Here is an 18,529-nt window from a genome sequence, read left to right as displayed (position 1 = left end):
GGTCCGGCGTACCGGCGCAGGCCTCGCCCTTCGCCGCGGCCGACGGGGAGCGGTCACCGTGACGCGACCCGCCGGGGCCGCCTCACGGGGCGGCCCCGGCGGGCGCGGGCCTCAGCCCCCGGAGGGCACGGTGTCCGCCACGAGGCGGGCGAGGTCCCGCAGGCGACGCCAGTACGCGGGGTCGTCCGCCGCGGCGAGCGCCGGCATGACGCGGTCCAGTCGGTCGGCACAGCGCAGGAGGATGCCGTGGCCCCGGGCGTCGAGGGAGCCGCCGTTCTTGATGCAGGTGTGCACCCAGCCAGCGGTGTCGGCGTCGAGCGTCACCATGTCGATGCCGGCCCGGTCCGCGCCGCGCAGGCCGCGCGGGTACGGCGCGCGCATGTGGTCCTCGTACAGGCGGCCGACGGCGTCGAGCGCCGGATGCTTCGCGGTCACGTGTTCCCTTCGTGGTGCGCGGGTGTCGTCGGAGCGGGGGGAAGGACGGGCAGGAGGAGTTGCTCGTACCGGGCGCGGAGCCCGACCGTCGTGCCTCGAAGCATGCGGTCTCCCTATCCGACCGGACCTGTCGGCCGCAAACGGATGTCCGCAGGTCGGTCAGGAGTTGGCACCCGACCGCGCGCCGGCCCTCCGGCGGGCGGGGCGCGCGCGGCGGGCCCGCTCGACCGCCCGGCCGCCGCAGGAGCGCAGCTGGGCACGGCAGATGTGGGCGCGCCGGCCTCCGGAGGTGATGAGCGCGTTGACCGTGACGGTGGGGTCGCCGCCCACCGAGCGGGCCAGCAGCGCGCCGACGACCAGCGGGGCCAGCGCGACGGCGAGGGCGGAGCCGGTGGCGGTGACGTGCCTCAGGGGACGGGGGCGCGGGGTGTCGGCGTTCATGATCCCAGTTCAGCAGGGGCGTCCCGAGGGCGGCATCGGTCGGCGTACTCAGGGGCCGGGGCCGCGGGTACTCAGACGGCACGGGTGCCGGCGGGTACGGGTGGGGGGATCCCGGCGGCGGCGCGTCCGTTTGCCGCGGGCGGGGGCGGTGGGGTTGCGTGGGCGGGACGGGCCGTACCGTACGAGCGCGACCGCCCACCGACGACGAAGGAGCACCGCCGCCATGGCCGACTACCGGATCGAGACCGTCCGCACCGGGTACCGGAACTGGACCGCCCGCAACGACCGGGGCGCGGAGGTGCGGATGGCCGCGGCGGACGACGCCGACGCGCAGCCGTCGTTCACCCCGGTCGAGCTGCTGCTCGCGGCGATGGGCGGCTGCGGCGGTCTGGTGATCGACCGGACGGCGCGGGCCGTGGACCACGACGACCTGCGCATCGTGGTGGAGTCGGTCTCCGGCCCGGAGGACGACGGCCGGATCGGACGCATCCGCGTCAGCTACGAGTTCGACCTCCCCGACACCAACCCGCGCGCCGCGGAAGTGTTCGCGCGGGGTGTGCGCCTGACGCACGAGAAGTTCTGCACGGTGAGCCGCACCGTCGAACACGGCGCCCGTGTCGAGGCCATCCTCCCGGACGGCTCGACCGGCTTCGAGGGCTGACCACGCCGCGCGCCGGTCGCACACCGGGGCCGGTGGACGGAGACGGCGCCGGGCACGCGCGGGGAGCCCCTAGACTCGGGCCGACCGGAAGGAATGGGGGAAGGCGGCGGGCCATGCGGTGGAGCGTCGACGGCGTGCTGGGGGCGCTCGTCGTCATGGTGGGCGTCGGGCTCGTGGCGGCCGGGGTGCTGTGGAAGGGGCGCGCGGTGCGGCCGTTCGCCGCGTCGCGGGCGCAGGCGGCCGAGCATCGCGCGTACATGCGGGCGCTGTTGCAGGCGGCGGACCAGGCGATCGCGGCGGCCCGCAGGTCGGCGGGGGACGGTGAGCCGGCGCTCGTGACGGTGGACGCCGTGGAGCGGCTCGTCCGGGAGCGGTACGGCTACGCGGGGGTGGAGCGCCGGCACGCGGCGGCGGCGCTCCGGCGCCGGTACGAGCGGGGCCGGTGCGCCGTCGACTGCGTGACCGACGCCTACGGGTGAGGCCGCGCCCCGGGGACGGGTGTCCCCTGGTGGTAGTACATGCGCAGGGGCCCGGCGAGCGGGTTCTCGGGGTCCCGGCGCCAGAGGGAGCTGCGGCGCACCCGGAGGCCGTCGAGCGTGGTCTCGTAACGGAGGTGGACGACGCCGGGCGCGAGCAGGGTGCCGGTGAAGCCGGTCGCCTCGAATCGGGGACCGTCCTCGGTGGCGCCCCCCATCTCCGGGAGGGAGGCGATCATCTCCTCGTACGTCCAGCGGCGCCCGGAGGCACCGACCTCGGTGAACTCCGGGTCCAGGAGCGCGGCCGCCTCGGCCCGGGAGGCGCGTACGGCGGGGTTCAGGAGGGCGCGTTCCCCCGCGAGGGCCTCGGCGATGTCGGGGTGCTGGGCGTCGTTCACCGCGTCATCCCCGTCACGGCGGCACGGTGCATGGCGATGGTCCGTCGTTCATGGATCATGACCGCATTGTGCCGGGCGACGGCGGTGCCGGCGCGGCATTTCCGACGCCAGGGGGACGCCAGGCCGGCACGGGCCGCTCGGCGCCCGGGCACGTCCGCCCGGACGCGGGCACCGGAGCCCGGGCCTCCGGGCGCCGGGGCGAGGACGGGACGGAACCCGGACACCCTGCCGAGCGTCAGCCCGCGTCGCGCACCGCGTAGTCCCCGAAGCCGACCCAGTCCAGGGCCACGCAGGGCTCGTCGCCCACGACCCAGGCATCGTGGCCGGGCGCGACCTGCATGAGGTCACCAGGTCCGATCTCACTTTCCTCGCCGTCGTTCATGACGACCTTGAGCCGGCCGCTGACGATGTAGCCGAAGTGCGCCGCCTCGCAGCTGTCGGTGCCGGCGATCGGCTTGACGTGCTGGGACCACCGCCAGCCGGGTTCGAACGTCGCGCGGCCGATGGGGCCGCGGTCCGTGGTGAGCAGGTCGAGCCTGCCCTTGCCGTCCTCGAAGGGACGGGTCTCGTCCGCGCTGTCAAAGCTCTTTCTCACAATGCCGGTCATCGTCGTCCGCCTCCCGGCGGTGGGACGTGGGCCCCGAGTCCTCTTCCAGGCTACGCCCGGACGCACCATCCGGTTCCGGTGGAGACCCGACCGGCGCGAGCGGGACGGAACCGCTCCCCGTACCCGCCCCGTTCCCGGCTTCTCCCTCATCTTCCGAGGGGATAGACCTACACATAAAGGGCATATAAGAGCACAATGAAAGCGCGGCACCCGCCGCACATTCGGTCGGACGAGCAAGACGCCGAAGGAGGCGAGTCGTATGGCCGACGTCTCTCACCGTCCCGGTGATATCCGGGGGCACCCCGACGCTCCGGAGATGCGGGACCGTTACGCCCGCATGCTGCAGACCCGAGGGGTCGCCGCCGTCGAGGAACTCGTGATCCTCGCCGGAATCTGGGCCGCGGTCTCCGCGTGGACGGTTCACTTCGCGGCCGCCCGTCCCGAACTCGCCATCACCAACCTGGTCGTCGGCATCGCCCTCGCGGTGCTCGGCCTGTGTATGTCGATGGCCCCGGAACGGTCCGCGGACCTGAACTTCGTCGTGCTGCTCATGGGCGCGTGGCTGATCGCCGCGCCATGGGTGGTGTCGAGGAACCCCGACACAGGCCCGATCCTCAGCAATGTCATCACGGGCGCGTGCGTCTGCCTCTTCGCCCTCACGGCCGGCGGCCTGCTGATGACCAGGAGAAAGGGTGCGACCCACTGACCGGATCACCGACCGGTCCGCGAATCCTCCACCGAACGGCGGCGCCTCCCAGGTGCCGCCGTTCCCGTGCGGGATCACGCTCCCCCTCCGCCCGTCCACGCCCCCGGCGGCCCGCCCCCCTGCGTACACGGCCCGCTCCGGCCAGTGACGGATCGGCGCGTTCGGCGGGCCGCGCTTGTGCAGGATGGCGCAGGACCGCTCCCCCGGGCCGCCCCTAGCCTCGCCGCAACGGCACGAACGAGGGGCGGTACCACCGGTGAACTGGCACATCCACGACTACCGCGAGAGCGATCTCGCCGCGGTCGTCCACCTGATCGACACCACGGCCGAACTCGGCCAGGAGTCCGTCTTCTCCCTCGCCGAGTGCATCGGCGCCCTCACCTCCCGCCAGCCGGCCGTGGTCGCCGTCCACCAGGGCACGCCCATCGGTGCGGCCCTCGCCTGCGTGGCCGGCGAGCGCGCCTGGGTCATGCGGGTCGCGATCTCGTCGGCGTGGCGTGGCCGGGGACTGGCGAGCGCGCTCCTCGTGGAGCTGGAGCGCCGTCTCGTGGCCGCCCGGGTGGGGCGGATCGCGTACGTCCTTCCGGAGGAGGAACTGCTCGGCGAGGGGCTGCTCAACGCCGGGTACACGCGCCAGCCCGCGGTGGCGTACTTCGAGAAGATCGAGCCGCTGCACGGCCCCGCCGCCGGTCTTCTCGACGACCTCGGCGGCCGGCTGCTCCCCGGCGACCTGTGGGCCAAGGTGGCCGGCATGGAACGCGAGAAGGACCTCATCGAGCGGCGGGTCGTGCTGCCGCTCGCCGAGCCGGAGCGGGCGACCCGGCACGGGGTGCGGCCGCCGCGCGCGGTCTGCCTCTTCGGCCCGCCCGGCACCGGCAAGACCACCTTCGCGCGCGGGATCGCGTCCCGGCTCGGCTGGCCCTTCGTGGAGATCCTGCCGTCCCGGCTCGCCGACGAGGGCAACCTCGCCGCGGCACTGCGCTCGGCCTTCGCCCGGATCGCCGAACTGGAGCGGGTCCTCGTCTTCATCGACGAGGTGGAGGAGATCGCCCCGGTCCGCTCGGAGCCCGCCCAGCCGGGCGGCATGCACGGGGTGACCAACGAACTCCTCAAGCTGATCCCCGGGTTCAGGGAGCGCGACGAGCGGTTGCTCGTCTGCGCCACCAACTCCATCCGTTCCCTCGACCCGGCCTTCCTCCGCCCCGGCCGCTTCGACTACCTCATTCCGGTCGGTACGCCGGACAAGGCGGCCCGCGCCGCGATCTGGGCCCGCTACACCGACGGCCGCCCGGAGGTCGACATCGACGAACTCGTCCTCGCCAGCGAGCTGTTCACACCCGCGGACATCGAGCACGCGGCACGCATCGCCGCCCAGGCCTCCTTCGAGCGGGACCTGGTGGCGGTCGGCGGCCGGGGGACCGACGCTCCGGCACCGGGGGCGAGCACGGCCGACTACCTGGAGGCCATCGCCCAGTGCCGGCCCACGGTCACGCCGGACATGGTCGAGCAGTTCGCCTCGGACATCACCACTCACGCCCGCGTCTGAGACCGCCCCGCGCCCGCCACCGGGGCCCTGTCACCATGGAGGGGCACGGGCCCTCGGGGGGCGCGGAAGGGATGGTTCGGGTGGAGACGTTCGGTACGGACGAAGGGCTCGCCGTCCTGGCCTTCGACGGCGGCGGTGCGGAGCTGGAGGCCTGGCTGGAGGAGCACCACGGGGACACGCCCGGCATCTGGCTGCTGCTCGGCCGCAAGGACGCGGGCGTGCCCTCGCCGACCGCCGAGGAGATCCTCGACGCCACGCTGGCCTACGGCTGGATCACCGGCAAGCGCAAGGCCCGGGACTCCCGCACCTACCTTCAGAAGATCACCCCCCGCCGGAAACGGAGCCTGTGGTCCCAGGTCAACGTGCGGCAGGTGGAGGCACTGACGGCGGCGGGGCGGATGCGCGAGCCGGGCCTCGCCGAGGTGCGGGCGGCGCAGGCGGACGGACGCTGGGAGAACGCCTACCCCTCCCAGAAGGACGCCACCGTGCCGGACGACCTCGCGGCGGCCCTCGCCGCGGACCCGCGGGCCGCGGCGGCGTTCGACGCCCTCGGCAGGACCGACCGCTACCTGGTGATCCTCGGCCTGTGGCAGGCGCGGACGCCCGGGACCCGGGCCGCCCGCATGGACCGCGCGCTCGCGGCCCTGCGGGCCGGCGCGAACGGCGGCCAGGACACGTCTCAGGCGCGGCGCCGGTAGAGCACCTGGTGGGCGTCCCACTCCACGAAGGACTCGGCGTGCTCCAGTCCGACCGCCTCCAGGAGGCGGCGCGAACGGTGGTTGGCCTCCTGCGTGACGGCGACGACGCTCGGGGCGTCCGCCAGGACCCGCGCGACGGCGGCGGCCACCGCCTCGCGCGCGTAGCCGCGTCCCCAGTGCTCGGGCAGGAACTGGTACGAGACCTCCGTCTCGCCGTTCCGGCCGCCCGGCTCCACCGTGACGAGGCCCACGACCGTCCCGTCCTCGGCGCGGACCACCGCGTGACAGCCGGGCGCGCCGACGATCCGCCGCCGCCGGATGCGGATGACCGGCTCGGTCACCGGTCCGCCGAGGTGCTCCCGTACCCGGGGGTCCGTCCACAGCCGCGTCACGGCGGGCAGGTCTGCCCTCCGGACGGGCCGCAGCACCAGCCGGTCGGTGGTGAGCGGCAGGGAGGGTGCGGGTCCCGCGGGCGGTGCAGGGGGTGCGGGCGTCGGGACGGCGGTCATGCCTCCGATCATCCCAGCCCGCCGGGCGCGCCCGGAGCCGCCCTCACGCCCGCCACGGTGGCGGTACCGGGACACCGGGCCGGGGGCGGTCCGACGTGCGGCGTAGGTCCAGGGGACCGGGCGACCAGGATCCTCCGCCCGAGGCGCGGACGGCTCGGGCCCCGACAGCATGATCCCCATGCGCATCGGAATCATAGGTACAGGTCATGTGGGACAGGCCCTCTCGGGAGCCTGGTCCCGGGCGGGTCATGAGGTCCTCCTCGGCTCACGGCGGCCCGGGGACCCGGAACTCCTCACCGCACTGGAGGCACTCAGGGCGGCGGGGGTGCGCGTCGACACCCCGGCCGGCGCCGTCGCCGGCGCCGATGTCGTGGTGAACGCGACGCCGGGCACCGCCTCGGTCGCCCTCCTCGGCTCGATCGGGGCCCCGGCGCTCGCCGGGAAGGTCGTCCTGGACGTCGGCGTGGGCTTCTTGGAGGACGGCTCCCTCTCCCACCCGGGGGTCAGCCTCGGTGAGGAGATCCAGCGGGCCTTCCCGGAGACCCGCGTGGTCAAGAGCCTCGCGACGGTCGACCGCGAGCTGATGGTGGCCCCGGACTCCCTGGAGGGGCCGGCCACGATCTTCCTCTCCGGCGAGGACGCGGAGGCGAAGCGCGTGGTGAGCGGTCTCCTCCGTGATCTCGGCTGGCCCGCCGAGTCCCTGCTCGACCTGGGCGGTATCGAGACGGCCCGGGGCCAGGAGCACTACGCCCTGCTCTTCATCGCGATCGCCCGGTCCACCGGGGACTACGGCTTCGGCATCCGGGTCGTCCCCCGTACGAAGGGCGCGGGCAGCACGTCGTAGCGCGCGAGGACCGGAGTCCCCGGCGGAGGCCACCGAACCCTCCGCCGGGGCCCTCGTCATCGGCCCATTCGGCGCCGCAGGGCCTCCAGCGCCCCCGGCTTGCGCCCCGGCACCCGCTGCCGCAGCGCCAGGAGCGCGGGTCCGAGGGTGCGGGCCCGCGCCGGGTCACCGATCTGCTCCCACTGGTGGTGGGCGCGGTCCACGGCGCCCTCCACCTCCGGGTCGTCGGGGCGCCGGCCCCACGCCAGCAGGGCGTCGGCGACGGAGAGCCACAGCTCACAGCTCCGGGCCGGCTCCCCCGCGAGCCGCGCGAGATCCGCCCGCACCTCGAGCCAGTGCAGCGCCTCCCGCGACCGCGGGCCGAACCGGCGCAGCGCCTCGCTCTCCCAGGCGGCGGCCACCGCCGCCGCCTCCCCGTGCCGTCCCGCCATGGCGGCGGCCAGGATCGCGGGGTGCGGATCCTCCACCCCGGCGGTGACACCACCGGCCGGCCGCACTGTTCCCGATGCGGCGTCAGCCTCCGTGCCATGCCCCGGAGCTGATGAGCCGTCAGTCACCTCCCGGGCCCCCGTCCGGTCCGAGCCCTCCCCGCCGGCGACAGGCCGGTCGGACGGTGACGTCTCCGACCGTGCCGGTTCCGCCGGCGCGGGGACGCCCGGCAGGGGCGGCGACGCGGGCCCGGACCCCGCGGGCACCGGCCGGTCGGCCGGCGCGGCCCCGGGCCCGGCGGGGCTCGCGGCCGGCTGATCGGGCCGTGCGGCCTCGGTCGCCGCCGGAACCACCGAGGCGGACACGGGCTCCACCGTCGCGGGCACCGGCGGGACCGGCATCGGCCGGTCGGTCGGCGCGGCTCCGGATGCCGCCGTCAGCGGCGGGACTGCCCTTGGCCTGTCGGCCGGCGAAGCCTCGGGCGCGGCGGGACTCGCGGCCGGAACCGCCGTCGCCGGCCGGGCGGTCGGCGAGGCCTCCGGGCCTGCGGGACTCGCGGCGGCGAGTACGGGCCGGACGGCCACCGGCTCCTCAGCCGCCACGCCAGGCTGTTCGGGCCGCGCGGCCTCGGGCAGGGCCGGAACCACCGAGGCGGATACGGGCACAACGGTCGCCTGCCGGTCGGTCAGCGAGGCCTCGGCCGCCGCCGTCGGGGACTCCGGCGGAACCGCCATCGGCCGGTCGGCCCGCGAAGCCTCGGGCGCGGCGGGACTCGCGGCCTGCTGATCGGGCCGCGCGGCCTCGGGCAGGGCCGGAACCGCCGTCGCCGGCCGGGCGGACGGCACCGGCGGCGCCCCGGACACGAACCCCGCCGGCGCCGGCCGGCCGGTCGGCGAGGCCCCGGGGCCGGCGAGACCCGCGGCCGGCCGACCGGGCCGCGCGGGGTCGGACAGGGCCGGAACCACCGAGGTGGGCACGGGCTCCACCGGCCGGTCGGCCGGCGCGGACTCGGGTTCGGCCGGAGTCAACGGTGCGATCCCGGGTTCCCCCCGCCCCGACGCCGGCGGGCGGGTCCCCACCGGGTTCCCCGGCCCCTTGTCACCCGTGCCCGGCGGGGCCGGGGCCTCGGACCGCGCCGCCGGTACGGCTTCGCCGGGGACGGCCGTGCCGTTCCCGGTACCGGCACCGGACCCGGTCGGCGCGGGTACCGGTACGGGACCCGGCCCGGCAGGTACGGCTCCGTTCGCGGGCGCGGGCAGTCCCGGTCCGGGCACCCCGCCGACCCGCCGGACGGCGCCGGGCGCGGCGAAGCGGACCGTCGGATTCGTCAGGTCGTCCTCCCGGCCGACGGGCACGAACGTTCCGCCCGGCGGTGGCGGCGGGGTGTACGGCGCGCCGGCGGGCGGCTGCGGCGGGGTGAGCAGCCGGCTCCCGGCCATCGGGGAGCGGGCTGCCGCCTCCGCGTGCAGGGTCCAGACGCTCGGGCGGGCGCCCGTACGCCAGAGGTCGGCCCAGGCGCGGAGGTAGTCGGGGGTGACGGGTTCACCGCGCCGGGGAGCCGGGACGATCCGGCCGAACAGGGGCGTGTCGGGACCGAGTCGGAGCAGGGCGTGGTCGGTGGCGAGCCGTTCGAGGACGCCCGCGTCCGCCGCCAGGTCGGCGACGACCGTCGTCGTCCCCGGAGGCCGGACGGCGAGTTCGGCGGTGAGCCAGTGCCACGGCAGGGCCGTGTACCGCAGCGTCGCCGGGGTCGTACGGGCGAGCGCGAGGTGGGGCAGCTGCTGGCGGCGGTCGAGGTGCAGCTGCCCGGCGAGGTAGAGCGCGAGCGGGCCGGGGGTCGCCGCGGCGGCGCGCAGCCGGGTGAGGACGGTCTGCGGGTCGAGGGGGTCGGCGAGTTCGACGACCGTCGCGGTCACGGTGCCGGTCAGGACCCCCGGCGGGACCGCGGCCAGCGCGGGCAGGACGGACGCGGCGTCCATGGCCCTGCCCCTTCCCGCGGGCGCGGCGGCGAGCAGGACCGCCGTGCCGAGCTGGTGCGTCGCGTGTTCGCCCGCCGTGCGCGTGTCCACCCGGTGCGGGTCCCTCGTGCCGATTCCCTCGTCGTTCACCACCCGAGCACCGTAACGCGTCGAGGCGTGACCGAAACTCGCCGGGCCTCGGGCATATGCCGGAGTCACCACCGGATCGAGTGTTGCCAAATGGCTTACGAGGGGTCCGCGGCTGTGCCACAGTCGTATCGGGCCGCCTTCTCACACCGGCCGCGCCGCGCCTGTATCGGAGTACGACATGCCGTCCCCTCTGTTCGCGGACCGCCCCGCCCAGCCGCCGGAGCCGGGCACGGTGGACGCGCTGATCTCGCAGACCCGCCGTCTGCGTGGTGAGGTCGATGCCGTCCGCCGGGACGCCGTGACGAACGACGACGATCCCCGGCAGCGATGGCAGCGGGCCCTGTGCGATCTGGCCGTCCATCAACTGGACGATTTAGGAGCGCACCTGGGGCAGTTGCGGGCCGGCGTCCCGGTCCAGCCCGGGCGGGACACCGGAGCAGGGTCCCCGGAGGAGTACGAGGCGTACGGCGACGCGCCGGAGGACTTCGCGGCGTTCTCCGACGGGCCGCTCGACGGCCCTCCCGGCGCCGCCTACGGAGCGCCCGCCCCGCCCCGTACCGGCTCGCTCCTCTCCCGTGTCGGCAGCGCCGAGTGGAACTTGCTCACCGACGAGGTGAGCTGGTCGGAGGAGCTGTTCCAGATCTTCGGCCGGTCCCGTGAGAGCGGACCGATGTCGCTGGACGAGATGCCGACGATGGTCTTCTCGGAGGACCAGCCGTTGCTCCAGGCAATGGTGACGGACTGTCTGATCGACGGGAAGCCGATCGACGGTGAGTTCCGGATCGTCCGCTCCGACGCCGCCGTGCGCACGGTGCACATGACGGGCGAGCCCGTCCTCGACGCCGACGGCTGCACGGCCTCCATGTGGGCCGTCATCCGGGACGTCAGCGAACTGCGCCGCAGCGAGCGGGCCGTCCGCGAGAGCCGGGACAGCCTGGAGCGCAGCCGTCAGCGGGAGCGGACGGAGCGCCAGGTGGCCGTCGAGCTCCAGGAGGCGGTGCTCCCGCCGTGGCGTGGTTCGCTCAGCTTCGCCCACGACGGGCCGGCCCCCCTCGACGTGGCGGGTCACTACCTGCCGGCTGCGAGCGCCGGACTGATCGGCGGTGACTGGTACGACGCTCTCACGCTCCCCGACGGCGACGCGCTGCTCACCGTCGGGGACCTGACGGGGCACGGGGTCGCCGCGACCTCCTCCATGGCGATGCTCCTGGGCGCGCTGCGCGGCATGGCGGTCGCCGGGATCCGCCCCGCCGACCTGATGGGTCATCTCAACCAGCTCCTCGAAACCTCCGGCCAGCCCGCCCTGGGCAGCGCGATGTGCTGCCGGTACGACCCGGTCGCACGGACGCTGACCTGGGCGCAGGCCGGCCACCCCGCGCCGCTGCTGTTCCGCGGGGGGACGGGTCGTGCCCTGCGGCGGCCCGAGGGGGTGCTCCTCGGAGCGACGACCGGTGCGGCGTACGAGGAGGCCGAGACCGGGCTCCTGCCCGGTGACCTCCTGGTGCTGCACACGGACGGGCTCACCCGGGGCGATCACGCCGAGGACGACACGGGCACCCAGCGGCTCCTCGCCCTCGGCTCCCGCCTGGCCGGGGCCCGGGACGCCCGGGACTGTCTGCGGCTGGTCCTGGAGGAGTTCGGTGAGGAGACGCGCGAGGACGACGCCTGTGTGATGGTGGTCCGCGTCGGCGGGTGAGCCGGATCCAGTCGGCGGCCGGCCCTGACCCGCCCTTCCGCCCCGGTGTCTTCCGCCGGCGACGCACGGCGGCCGCACGGAGGGCATACCGGTCGCCCGCCGGTGTGCCGTGTCCGTGCGTACGGGCCCGTGCCGGGGCCCCCGTAGGGGGAGCGGCCCCTGCGCGGATCCCTGATGCGGCCCCCGCTCCTCAGGCCTGGCCGGCGCGGGGCCGGTTGACGGGCGAGCGGGGCAGGGCCAGCTCGATCTCCTCCCGCAGGTCCTCGATCTTCGAGTAGCCCGCGTACTGGCCGGTCAGCCGGTACATCTCGCGCAGCCGGTCCCAGGTCCGGTGGGAAGAGGTGTCCCCCATCGACATCAGGGCCAGCCGGGCGTAGCGGTCGGCCTGTTCGGGGTCGTCCGCGATGAAGCAGGCCGAGGCGAGCGAGATGTGGTCGAAGAGGTTCGACCGGTCGTGGCCCTTGCGGCGCAGTTCGATCGCGAGCTTCGCGTGGCGCTGCGCGGGCACGGCGGCGCCCGGGTCGTGCTCGGCGAGGGTGCGGTAGGCGAGCGCCTCCATGCCGTGCAGGTCGGCCTCGTCGAAGTTCTGCATCCAGTTCGGCGCCTCGCCCCCGCGGTCGGAGACGAAGAGTTCCTCCGCCTCACCGAGGGTGCGGCGCATGGCCTGGCCGCGTCCCATCGAGGCCTGGGCCCAGGCCTCGATGGTGTGGAACATGGCCTGGGTCCGGGGCAGGACCTCCTCGCCCGCGCCGGACCGGGCGAGCTTCATCAGGTCCAGGGCGTCGTCCGGCCGGCCGATGTGCACCATCTGGCGCGCGGCCCGGGAGAGCGCCTCGCCCGCGCGGGGCCGGTCGCCGCCCTCCCGTGCCGCGTGGGCGGCGATCACGAAGTACTTCTGGGCCGTCGGTTCGAGGCCGACGTCGTGCGACATCCAGCCCGCGAGGACCGCCAGGTTGGCGGCGACGCCCCACAGGCGCCGCTGGAGGTGGTCGGCGTGCCGGTAGGCGAGCATGCCGCCCACCTCGTTGAGCTGGCCCACCACGGCCTTGCGCTGGAGTCCGCCGCCACGTGAGGCGTCCCAGGCGCGGAACACCTCCACCGAGTGCTCCAGGGCCTCGATCTCCTCCGACCCGATGGGGGCGGCCTCGTAGCGGTCGAACCCGGCGGGGTCGGCGTGGAGGGGGTCGGTGGCCCGGGGGACGGTGCCCGTCCGGGCGGGGTCGGTCTGCAGCCAGTCGTGCATGGCGCTGCTGAGTACGGAGCCGGCGGCGAGCACGGCACCCGCGCTCACCAGGCCGCGTCGGTTGAGCATGAGGTCCATTCCCGTGAATTCGGTGAGGACCGCCGCCGTACGATCGGGGGGCCAGGGCAGCCCGTCAGGGTTGTCCGTCTTCCTGACGTCCTGCCGTTTGCCGGCACGCCCGTGTCGTACGAACCCGAGGTCCTCGATGGTCACGACACGGCCGAGTCGCTCGGTGAACAGAGCCGCCAGCACCCGGGGCACGGGATCGCGCGGGGTCTCCCCCTTGTCGATCCAGCGCCGCACCCGCGAGGTGTCCGTCGCCAGCTGGGGGTGGCCCATGGCCGCCGCCTGCCGGTTGACGAGCCTCGCGAGTTCGCCCTTGGACCAGCCGGCCAGGCCGAACAGGTCCGCGAGGCGGGTGTTGGATTCTCCGGTCACGTGTAAGCCCCCAGGTTCTCGGCTGAGTTGACAGTAACCCCCTGTCATAGGGCTGGCGACTATTCGCCAGGGTTCGCCAGGGTGCGCCCGATGTTCCGCCACCCGCGCGCGGGTGTCAGGTAGGTGTGCGCCACCCCGCCCCGCCGACCGGCCCTCATTCCCCAGGGTGCGGACCGGGGGCGGGCGGGGCGACGCACGCGACATCGTCGGCACACGAAGGGATCTGTCACCTCCATGTACACAGCATCGTCCTCCGTGTCCGCCCCGCCCCGGCCGCAGCACCGCATCGTCCCCGCCGGCACCGGGCCTTACCTCGCACCCGCTCCGCAGGCCGTGCGGCCGCGGCGCTGGGTGGGGGGCACCGGCACGAGCACCGGCACGCAGCCGGTCAGTGGGAGGATCGATCTGTCCGGCCCCCAGGGGGCCCAGCTGAGGATGGCGATCGCCTCCGTGCACCGGATCTGCCCGGAGTTCCGTCCGGTACAGGTCCTGCGCCGCAGCGGTCGTTCCGTACTGATCGTCGGTACGACGGGACGGGCCACGGCCGTGGCCAAGGTTTTACTGGACCACTCCCCCGCCTGGGCCGAGCGGTTCCGGCACGAAATAGCTGCTTATCGCTCCTTCGTCCGCCACCGTCCGCCGGTGCGGGCGCCGCGGCTGATCGCCGCGGACCCGGAGAACTGCACGCTGGTGATCGAGCGGATGCCCGGGCGGCCGGCGGCGCTCTCGCGGCATCCCGTGGAGGCCCCGCCCCGGGCCGACGTGCGGGCGGCGCTCGGCGCGGTGGCCCGGCTCAACGCCTGGCGCCCGCCGGCCGGGACCTTCGACGCGCCGCTGGACTACGGTACCCGGATCGCCCGCTACCACGAGCTCGGTCTCTTCACCGACCGGGACCGTGACGACCTGCAGAAGCTGCTGCACGGGCTGGCACACGCGGGCGGCCGCCAGGGCATGGGGCAGTTCTGCCACGGGGACGCGCTGCTCTCCAACATCCTGCTGTCCCCCGCCGGGCCGGTCCTCGTGGACTGGGAGCACGCGGGCTGGTACCTGCCGGGATACGACCTGGCGACCCTGTGGGCGGTGCTCGGGGAGGCGCCGGCGGCGCGGCGGCAGATCAGCCAGCTCGCCCAGCAGGCGGGTCCGGCGTCCCGGGACGCCTTCCTGGTGAACCTGATGATCGTCCTGACGCGGGAGATCCGGACCTACGAGACGGCGGTGCAGCGCACCATCAAGGAGGCGCCGCCGGCCGGTTCCGTGCCGGTGCCGTCGGGGGCGCTCGCGCCCGGCGAGGAACAGCGGCTGCTGCTGAGGCGGCTGCACGACGACTGCGCCATGGCACGGCGGGCCGTGCGCGCGGCGGTCGGGACGCGCTGAGGCGCTGTCCGGCCGCGACACGGGGGTGGTGCGCCGCGCACCCGGTGCCGACACACCGGGGGTGCGGCGCTTCGTCGTGTCCCGGCACCCGCACGGTCATTGGTCCATGCCACTGACGCGTCGCAGGCCCGGGCGCCGCCGCCGCGAAACCGTTCCGACGTGCGAAAACCCGGGAATGACGGGGTGATTGACGGGCGGTCCGGAAGCCGATACCCCTGAACGGGTCCGGTTCCCGCACGTCCCCCGTGTCACCCCCGGTCCCTGGAGGCTGCCGTGCTCCGTTCCCCGTTGCTCCGCCGTGCCGCGCCCGCCGTCCTGCTCCTTCCGCTGCTCGCGGGCGCGCCGCCCGCCACCGCCGACACGCCCGTGGCGGGCTCGCTGCAGCGGCAGTTCGCGGTGGCCGCCGAGCGTCACGGCGTGCCGGAGAGCGTGCTGCTCGCCGTCTCGTACCTCCAGTCGCGGTGGGACACCCACGGCGGGGCGCCGAGCGTCGGCGGCGGGTACGGTCCCCTGCACCTCACGGACGTGGCGACGGCGCTCGCCCGGTCCGCGCCGCACCACTCGCACGGCGAGGAGGACGCCCGGGGCGACACCTCGCGGGCGGTACGCACCGGGGCGGAGGTCCCGCCGCCGGCACCGGAGCAGTTGCCGGAGCGGTTGCGCACCCTGGAGCGGGCGTCGGCGCTCTCCGGCATCCCGGCCGAGGAGCTGAGGACCCGTACGGCGGCGAACATCGAGGGCGGTGCCGCGCTGCTGGCGGCGGCGCAGCGGGAGGCGGGGCTGGCGCCGAGCACGGATCCGGCCGACTGGTTCGGGGCGGTGGCGCGCTACTCGGGCGCCGAGGACGCGGCCGCGGCGGCGTCCTACGCGAACGAGGTCTTCGCCGTGATCCGGAGCGGGGCGGAGCGGACGACCGACAGCGGGCAGGTGGTGCGCCTGGCGGCGGATCCGGAGGTCGCCCCGGAGACCGGGCAGGTGGACGCCCTCGGTCTGCGGCGCCCGGCGGCGGGCCCCGTGGAGTGCCCGCGGACGGTGGCCTGTTCGTGGATCCCGGCGCCGTACGAGGAGTTCGGGGACGGCGACTACGGCAACCACGACAAGGCGAACCGCCCGGAGTCGCAGTCGATCGACTACATCGTCATCCACGACACCGAGGCGACCTGGGACGTGACCCTGAAGCTGGTGCAGGATCCGGCGTACGTGTCGTGGCAGTACTCGCTGCGCTCCTCGGACGGGCACATCGCCCAGCACCTGCCCCTGAAGGACGTCGGCTGGCACGCGGGGAACTGGTACGTGAACGCCAAGTCGGTGGGCCTGGAGCACGAGGGTTTCCTGACGGCGCCGGACGCCTGGTACACGGAGGCGATGTACCGGACGTCGGCGCGGCTGGTGCGGCACCTGGCGCAGCGGTACGGCGTCCCCCTGGACCGGCAGCACATCCTCGGCCACGACAACGTGCCGGGCACGGTGGCCTCCTCGATCCGGGGCATGCACACGGACCCGGGGCCGTACTGGGACTGGGCGCACTACTTCCGGCTGCTGGGCCGTCCGCTGACGCCGAGCGCGGGCCCGGACGCCGCGGTGGTGACGATCCGGCCGGACTACGCGTCCCACCGCCCGCTCTACACGGGCTGCGGGACGGCGGGCGGGGTGTGCGCGCCGCACGGGAGCGGGGCGGTGCGCCTCCACACCGCGCCGAGCGCCGACGCGCCCTTGGTGAAGGACGTCGGGCTGCGTCCGGGCGGGCAGCCCTCGACCACGGGCGTGAACGACACGGGGGCGCGGGCCTCCACGGGCCAGAGTTACGCGGTGGCGGAGCGCCGGGGCGACTGGACGGCGGTCTGGTACCTGGGGCAGAAGGCGTGGTTCCACAATCCGGCCGGGCAGCCGACCGCGGTGAACGCGCGGGGCGTGGTGCTCACCCCCCGGGAGGGGCTGGCCGAGGTGCCGGTGTACGGGCGCGCCTATCCGGAGGCGGCGGCGTACCCGGCGGGCGTTCCGGTGCAGGCGGTGTCCCCGCTGCCGTACCGGCTGCTCGCGGGACAGCGGTACGTGGTGGGTGACCGGATGCCGGGCGAGTACTACTTCGCGCCGGTGTTCGACACGAGCGGGCACCGGGTGGTCCGGGGGCAGGAGGCGTACTACCAGATCCAGTTCGGCCACCGGGTCGCGTTCGTGAAGGCCTCCGACGTGCGGGTCTCCCGGGCCTGAGGGAGCGTGGCCGAAAACGGCGGAGAGTGGGGTGGTGCGGAGGTGCTCCGCACCCCCCCAGGTCGTTCATATGACTATTTTGGAGATCGCGTGCGCGTGGTCCCCGGCGGGTAAGGCTGGCCCGGACATGTCCGTGTCCACCGAAAGGCACCTGACGGAAATGCCCCAACCCTTCGTCATGCCGGATTTCTACGTCCCGTATCCGGCCCGGCTCAATCCCCATGTGGACGCCGCCCGCGCGCACACCCGTGACTGGGCACGCGCCATGGGGATGCTGGAGGGGTCCGGCATCTGGGAGGTGCGTGACCTCGACGCGCACGACTACGCGCTGCTGTGCGCGTACACCCATCCGGACTGCGACGAGGAGGCCCTGAACCTCGTCACCGACTGGTACACCTGGGTGTTCTTCTTCGACGACCACTTCCTGGAGACGTTCAAGCGGAATCCGGACCGGGCGGGCGGCAAGGCGTACCTGGACCGGCTGCCGGGCTTCATGCCGGCGGACCCGTCGCAGGGCATGCCCGAGCCCGGGAACCCGGTCGAGGCCGGTCTCGCCGACCTGTGGCGGCGGACCGTCCCGTCGATGTCGGACGGCTGGCGGGCGCGGTTCGCGGAGGCGACCGAGCACCTGCTGTACGAGTCCCTGTGGGAGCTCGACAACATCAACGAGGGGCGGATCGCCAACCCCGTCGAGTACATCGAGATGCGCCGCAAGGTGGGCGGCGCCCCCTGGTCGGCGGGGCTCGTCGAGTACGCGGCCGGGGCGGAGGTTCCGGACCGGGTGGCCGCCTCGCGCCCCCTGCGGGTGCTCAGGGACGCCTTCTCGGACGCCGTCCACCTGCGCAACGACCTCTTCTCGTACCAGCGCGAGGTGGAGGACGAGGGCGAGAACAGCAACGGCGTGCTGGTCCTGGAGAAGTTCCTCGGCTGCACGACGCAGGAGGCGGCGAACGCGGTCAACGACCTGCTGACCTCCCGGCTCCAGCAGTTCGAGAACACCGCCCTCACCGAGGTGCCGCCGCTCGCCGTCGAGCACCGCCTGAGCCCCGCCGAGTGCGCGGCGGTGGCGGCGTACACGAAGGGGCTGCAGGACTGGCAGTCCGGCGGTCACGAGTGGCACATGCGCTCCAGCCGCTACATGAACGAGGGGATGGTCTCCGGTCCGTCGCGGTTCGAGGGGGTCATCGGCACCTCGGCCCTCGACATCAGGACGCTGTTCGGCCGTCCGGCCGCCGCCCGGCTGCGCTCCCTCACCCATGTGCCGCACCAGCACGTGGGGCCCTCGCTGCTGCCCGACTTCGACCTGCCGTACCCACTGAGCCTGAACCCGCACCACCAGGAGGCCAAGCGGCGCTCGGTCGACTGGACCGAGCGGATGGGGCTTCTCGACGACATCTGGGACCGGGAGATGTGCGAGGGCTTCGACCTCGCGCTGTGCGCGGCGGGGCTCGACCCGGACGCCACCCTGGAGGAGCTGGAGCTCAGCGCCGGGTGGCTGACCTGGGGGACCTACGCGGACGACTACTACCCGATCGTCTTCGGCCGTTCCGGAAACCTGGCGGCCGCCAAGGAGCAGACCGAGCGTCTGAAGGCCCTGCTGGCCGAGGACGCCTCCGCGCCAGGCACGGCGTCCCTGCCCGCGCCTCCGCTCGAACGGTCCTTCGCGGACCTGTGGGCGCGGACGGCGGGTCCGATGCCGGCCGCGTCCC

Annotated in this window: 17 protein-coding genes; 10 read left to right on the top strand and 7 right to left on the bottom strand. The window is 74.7% G+C overall.

Annotation, left to right across the window (positions count from 1 at the left end):
* Positions 1-111 precede the first annotated feature (111 nt).
* Complete coding sequence (locus RIF68_RS06425; RefSeq protein WP_309050159.1) at positions 112-435, bottom strand: hypothetical protein; 324 nt, start codon at positions 433-435, stop codon at positions 112-114.
* 159 nt (positions 436-594) lie between these two features.
* Positions 595-876, bottom strand: coding sequence for a hypothetical protein (locus RIF68_RS06420; RefSeq protein ID WP_309050158.1), 282 nt, complete (start codon positions 874-876; stop codon positions 595-597).
* Positions 877-1,099: 223 nt separating this feature from the next.
* Here RIF68_RS06420 and RIF68_RS06415 point away from each other — a divergent pair, with 223 nt between their 5' ends.
* Both RIF68_RS06415 and RIF68_RS06410 read left to right on the top strand, forming a co-directional pair.
* Complete coding sequence (locus tag RIF68_RS06415) at positions 1,100-1,537, top strand: OsmC family protein (protein ID WP_309050157.1); 438 nt, start codon at positions 1,100-1,102, stop codon at positions 1,535-1,537.
* Between the two features lie 113 nt (positions 1,538-1,650).
* Positions 1,651-2,016 (top strand): hypothetical protein, encoded by a 366-nt coding sequence (locus RIF68_RS06410; protein ID WP_309050156.1) that lies wholly within the window; start codon positions 1,651-1,653, stop codon positions 2,014-2,016.
* Here the strand turns inward: RIF68_RS06410 and RIF68_RS06405 are convergent.
* A complete protein-coding gene (locus RIF68_RS06405) occupies positions 2,007-2,411 on the bottom strand; it encodes a nuclear transport factor 2 family protein (protein ID WP_309050155.1) in 405 nt (134 codons plus the stop codon). The genes RIF68_RS06410 and RIF68_RS06405 overlap by 10 nt on opposite strands.
* A gap of 235 nt (positions 2,412-2,646) precedes the next feature.
* A complete protein-coding gene (locus RIF68_RS06400) occupies positions 2,647-3,018 on the bottom strand; it encodes a cupin domain-containing protein (RefSeq protein WP_309050154.1) in 372 nt (123 codons plus the stop codon).
* Positions 3,019-3,277: 259 nt separating this feature from the next.
* On the opposite strand from RIF68_RS06400, the gene RIF68_RS06395 reads away from it, so the two are divergent.
* The 3 genes from RIF68_RS06395 (at position 3,278) to RIF68_RS06385 (ending at position 5,968) form a co-directional block, all read left to right on the top strand.
* Positions 3,278-3,724, top strand: coding sequence for an SPW repeat protein (locus tag RIF68_RS06395; RefSeq protein WP_309050153.1), 447 nt, complete (start codon positions 3,278-3,280; stop codon positions 3,722-3,724).
* Positions 3,725-3,980: 256 nt separating this feature from the next.
* The gene (locus RIF68_RS06390; RefSeq protein ID WP_309050152.1) at positions 3,981-5,270 is read left to right on the top strand and encodes a bifunctional GNAT family N-acetyltransferase/ATP-binding protein; all 1,290 of its coding nucleotides are present in this window, start codon (positions 3,981-3,983) and stop codon (positions 5,268-5,270) included.
* Positions 5,271-5,341: 71 nt separating this feature from the next.
* Positions 5,342-5,968 (top strand): YdeI family protein, encoded by a 627-nt coding sequence (locus RIF68_RS06385; RefSeq protein ID WP_375165048.1) that lies wholly within the window; start codon positions 5,342-5,344, stop codon positions 5,966-5,968.
* Here the strand turns inward: RIF68_RS06385 and RIF68_RS06380 are convergent.
* Positions 5,950-6,477, bottom strand: a complete 528-nt coding sequence (locus tag RIF68_RS06380; RefSeq protein WP_309050150.1) for a GNAT family N-acetyltransferase — start codon at positions 6,475-6,477, stop codon at positions 5,950-5,952. The genes RIF68_RS06385 and RIF68_RS06380 overlap by 19 nt on opposite strands.
* A 178-nt stretch (positions 6,478-6,655) precedes the next feature.
* On the opposite strand from RIF68_RS06380, the gene RIF68_RS06375 reads away from it, so the two are divergent.
* A complete protein-coding gene (locus tag RIF68_RS06375) occupies positions 6,656-7,321 on the top strand; it encodes an NAD(P)-binding domain-containing protein (protein ID WP_309050149.1) in 666 nt (221 codons plus the stop codon).
* A gap of 56 nt (positions 7,322-7,377) precedes the next feature.
* On the opposite strand, the gene RIF68_RS36440 is transcribed toward RIF68_RS06375, so the two are convergent.
* Entirely contained in the window at positions 7,378-9,861 is a 2,484-nt protein-coding gene (locus RIF68_RS36440) for a hypothetical protein (protein WP_375165676.1), read from the bottom strand.
* 175 nt (positions 9,862-10,036) lie between these two features.
* Between RIF68_RS36440 and RIF68_RS06365 the strand changes: the two genes are divergently transcribed.
* On the top strand, positions 10,037-11,554 hold the full coding sequence (locus RIF68_RS06365) for a SpoIIE family protein phosphatase (RefSeq protein ID WP_309050148.1): 1,518 nt from the start codon (positions 10,037-10,039) through the stop codon (positions 11,552-11,554).
* A gap of 190 nt (positions 11,555-11,744) precedes the next feature.
* On the opposite strand, the gene RIF68_RS06360 is transcribed toward RIF68_RS06365, so the two are convergent.
* A complete protein-coding gene (locus RIF68_RS06360) occupies positions 11,745-13,235 on the bottom strand; it encodes a hypothetical protein (protein WP_309050147.1) in 1,491 nt (496 codons plus the stop codon).
* A 234-nt stretch (positions 13,236-13,469) separates the two neighbouring features.
* Here RIF68_RS06360 and RIF68_RS06355 point away from each other — a divergent pair, with 234 nt between their 5' ends.
* The 3 genes from RIF68_RS06355 to RIF68_RS06345 all read left to right on the top strand — a co-directional run.
* Positions 13,470-14,609, top strand: a complete 1,140-nt coding sequence (locus RIF68_RS06355) for an aminoglycoside phosphotransferase family protein (RefSeq protein ID WP_309050146.1) — start codon at positions 13,470-13,472, stop codon at positions 14,607-14,609.
* A 273-nt stretch (positions 14,610-14,882) separates the two neighbouring features.
* A complete protein-coding gene (locus RIF68_RS06350) occupies positions 14,883-16,820 on the top strand; it encodes a peptidoglycan recognition family protein (protein ID WP_309050145.1) in 1,938 nt (645 codons plus the stop codon).
* A gap of 160 nt (positions 16,821-16,980) precedes the next feature.
* Positions 16,981-18,529 (top strand): terpene synthase family protein (locus RIF68_RS06345; protein WP_309050144.1); only part of this gene is annotated, 1,549 nt, incomplete at its 3' end.

The organism is Streptomyces sp., assembly GCF_031178505.1.
Taxonomy (GTDB): domain Bacteria; phylum Actinomycetota; class Actinomycetes; order Streptomycetales; family Streptomycetaceae; genus Streptomyces; species Streptomyces gulbargensis.
The sequence above is the reverse complement of the archived record's forward strand: the minus strand, read 5'-3'. Positions and strand labels throughout refer to the sequence as shown.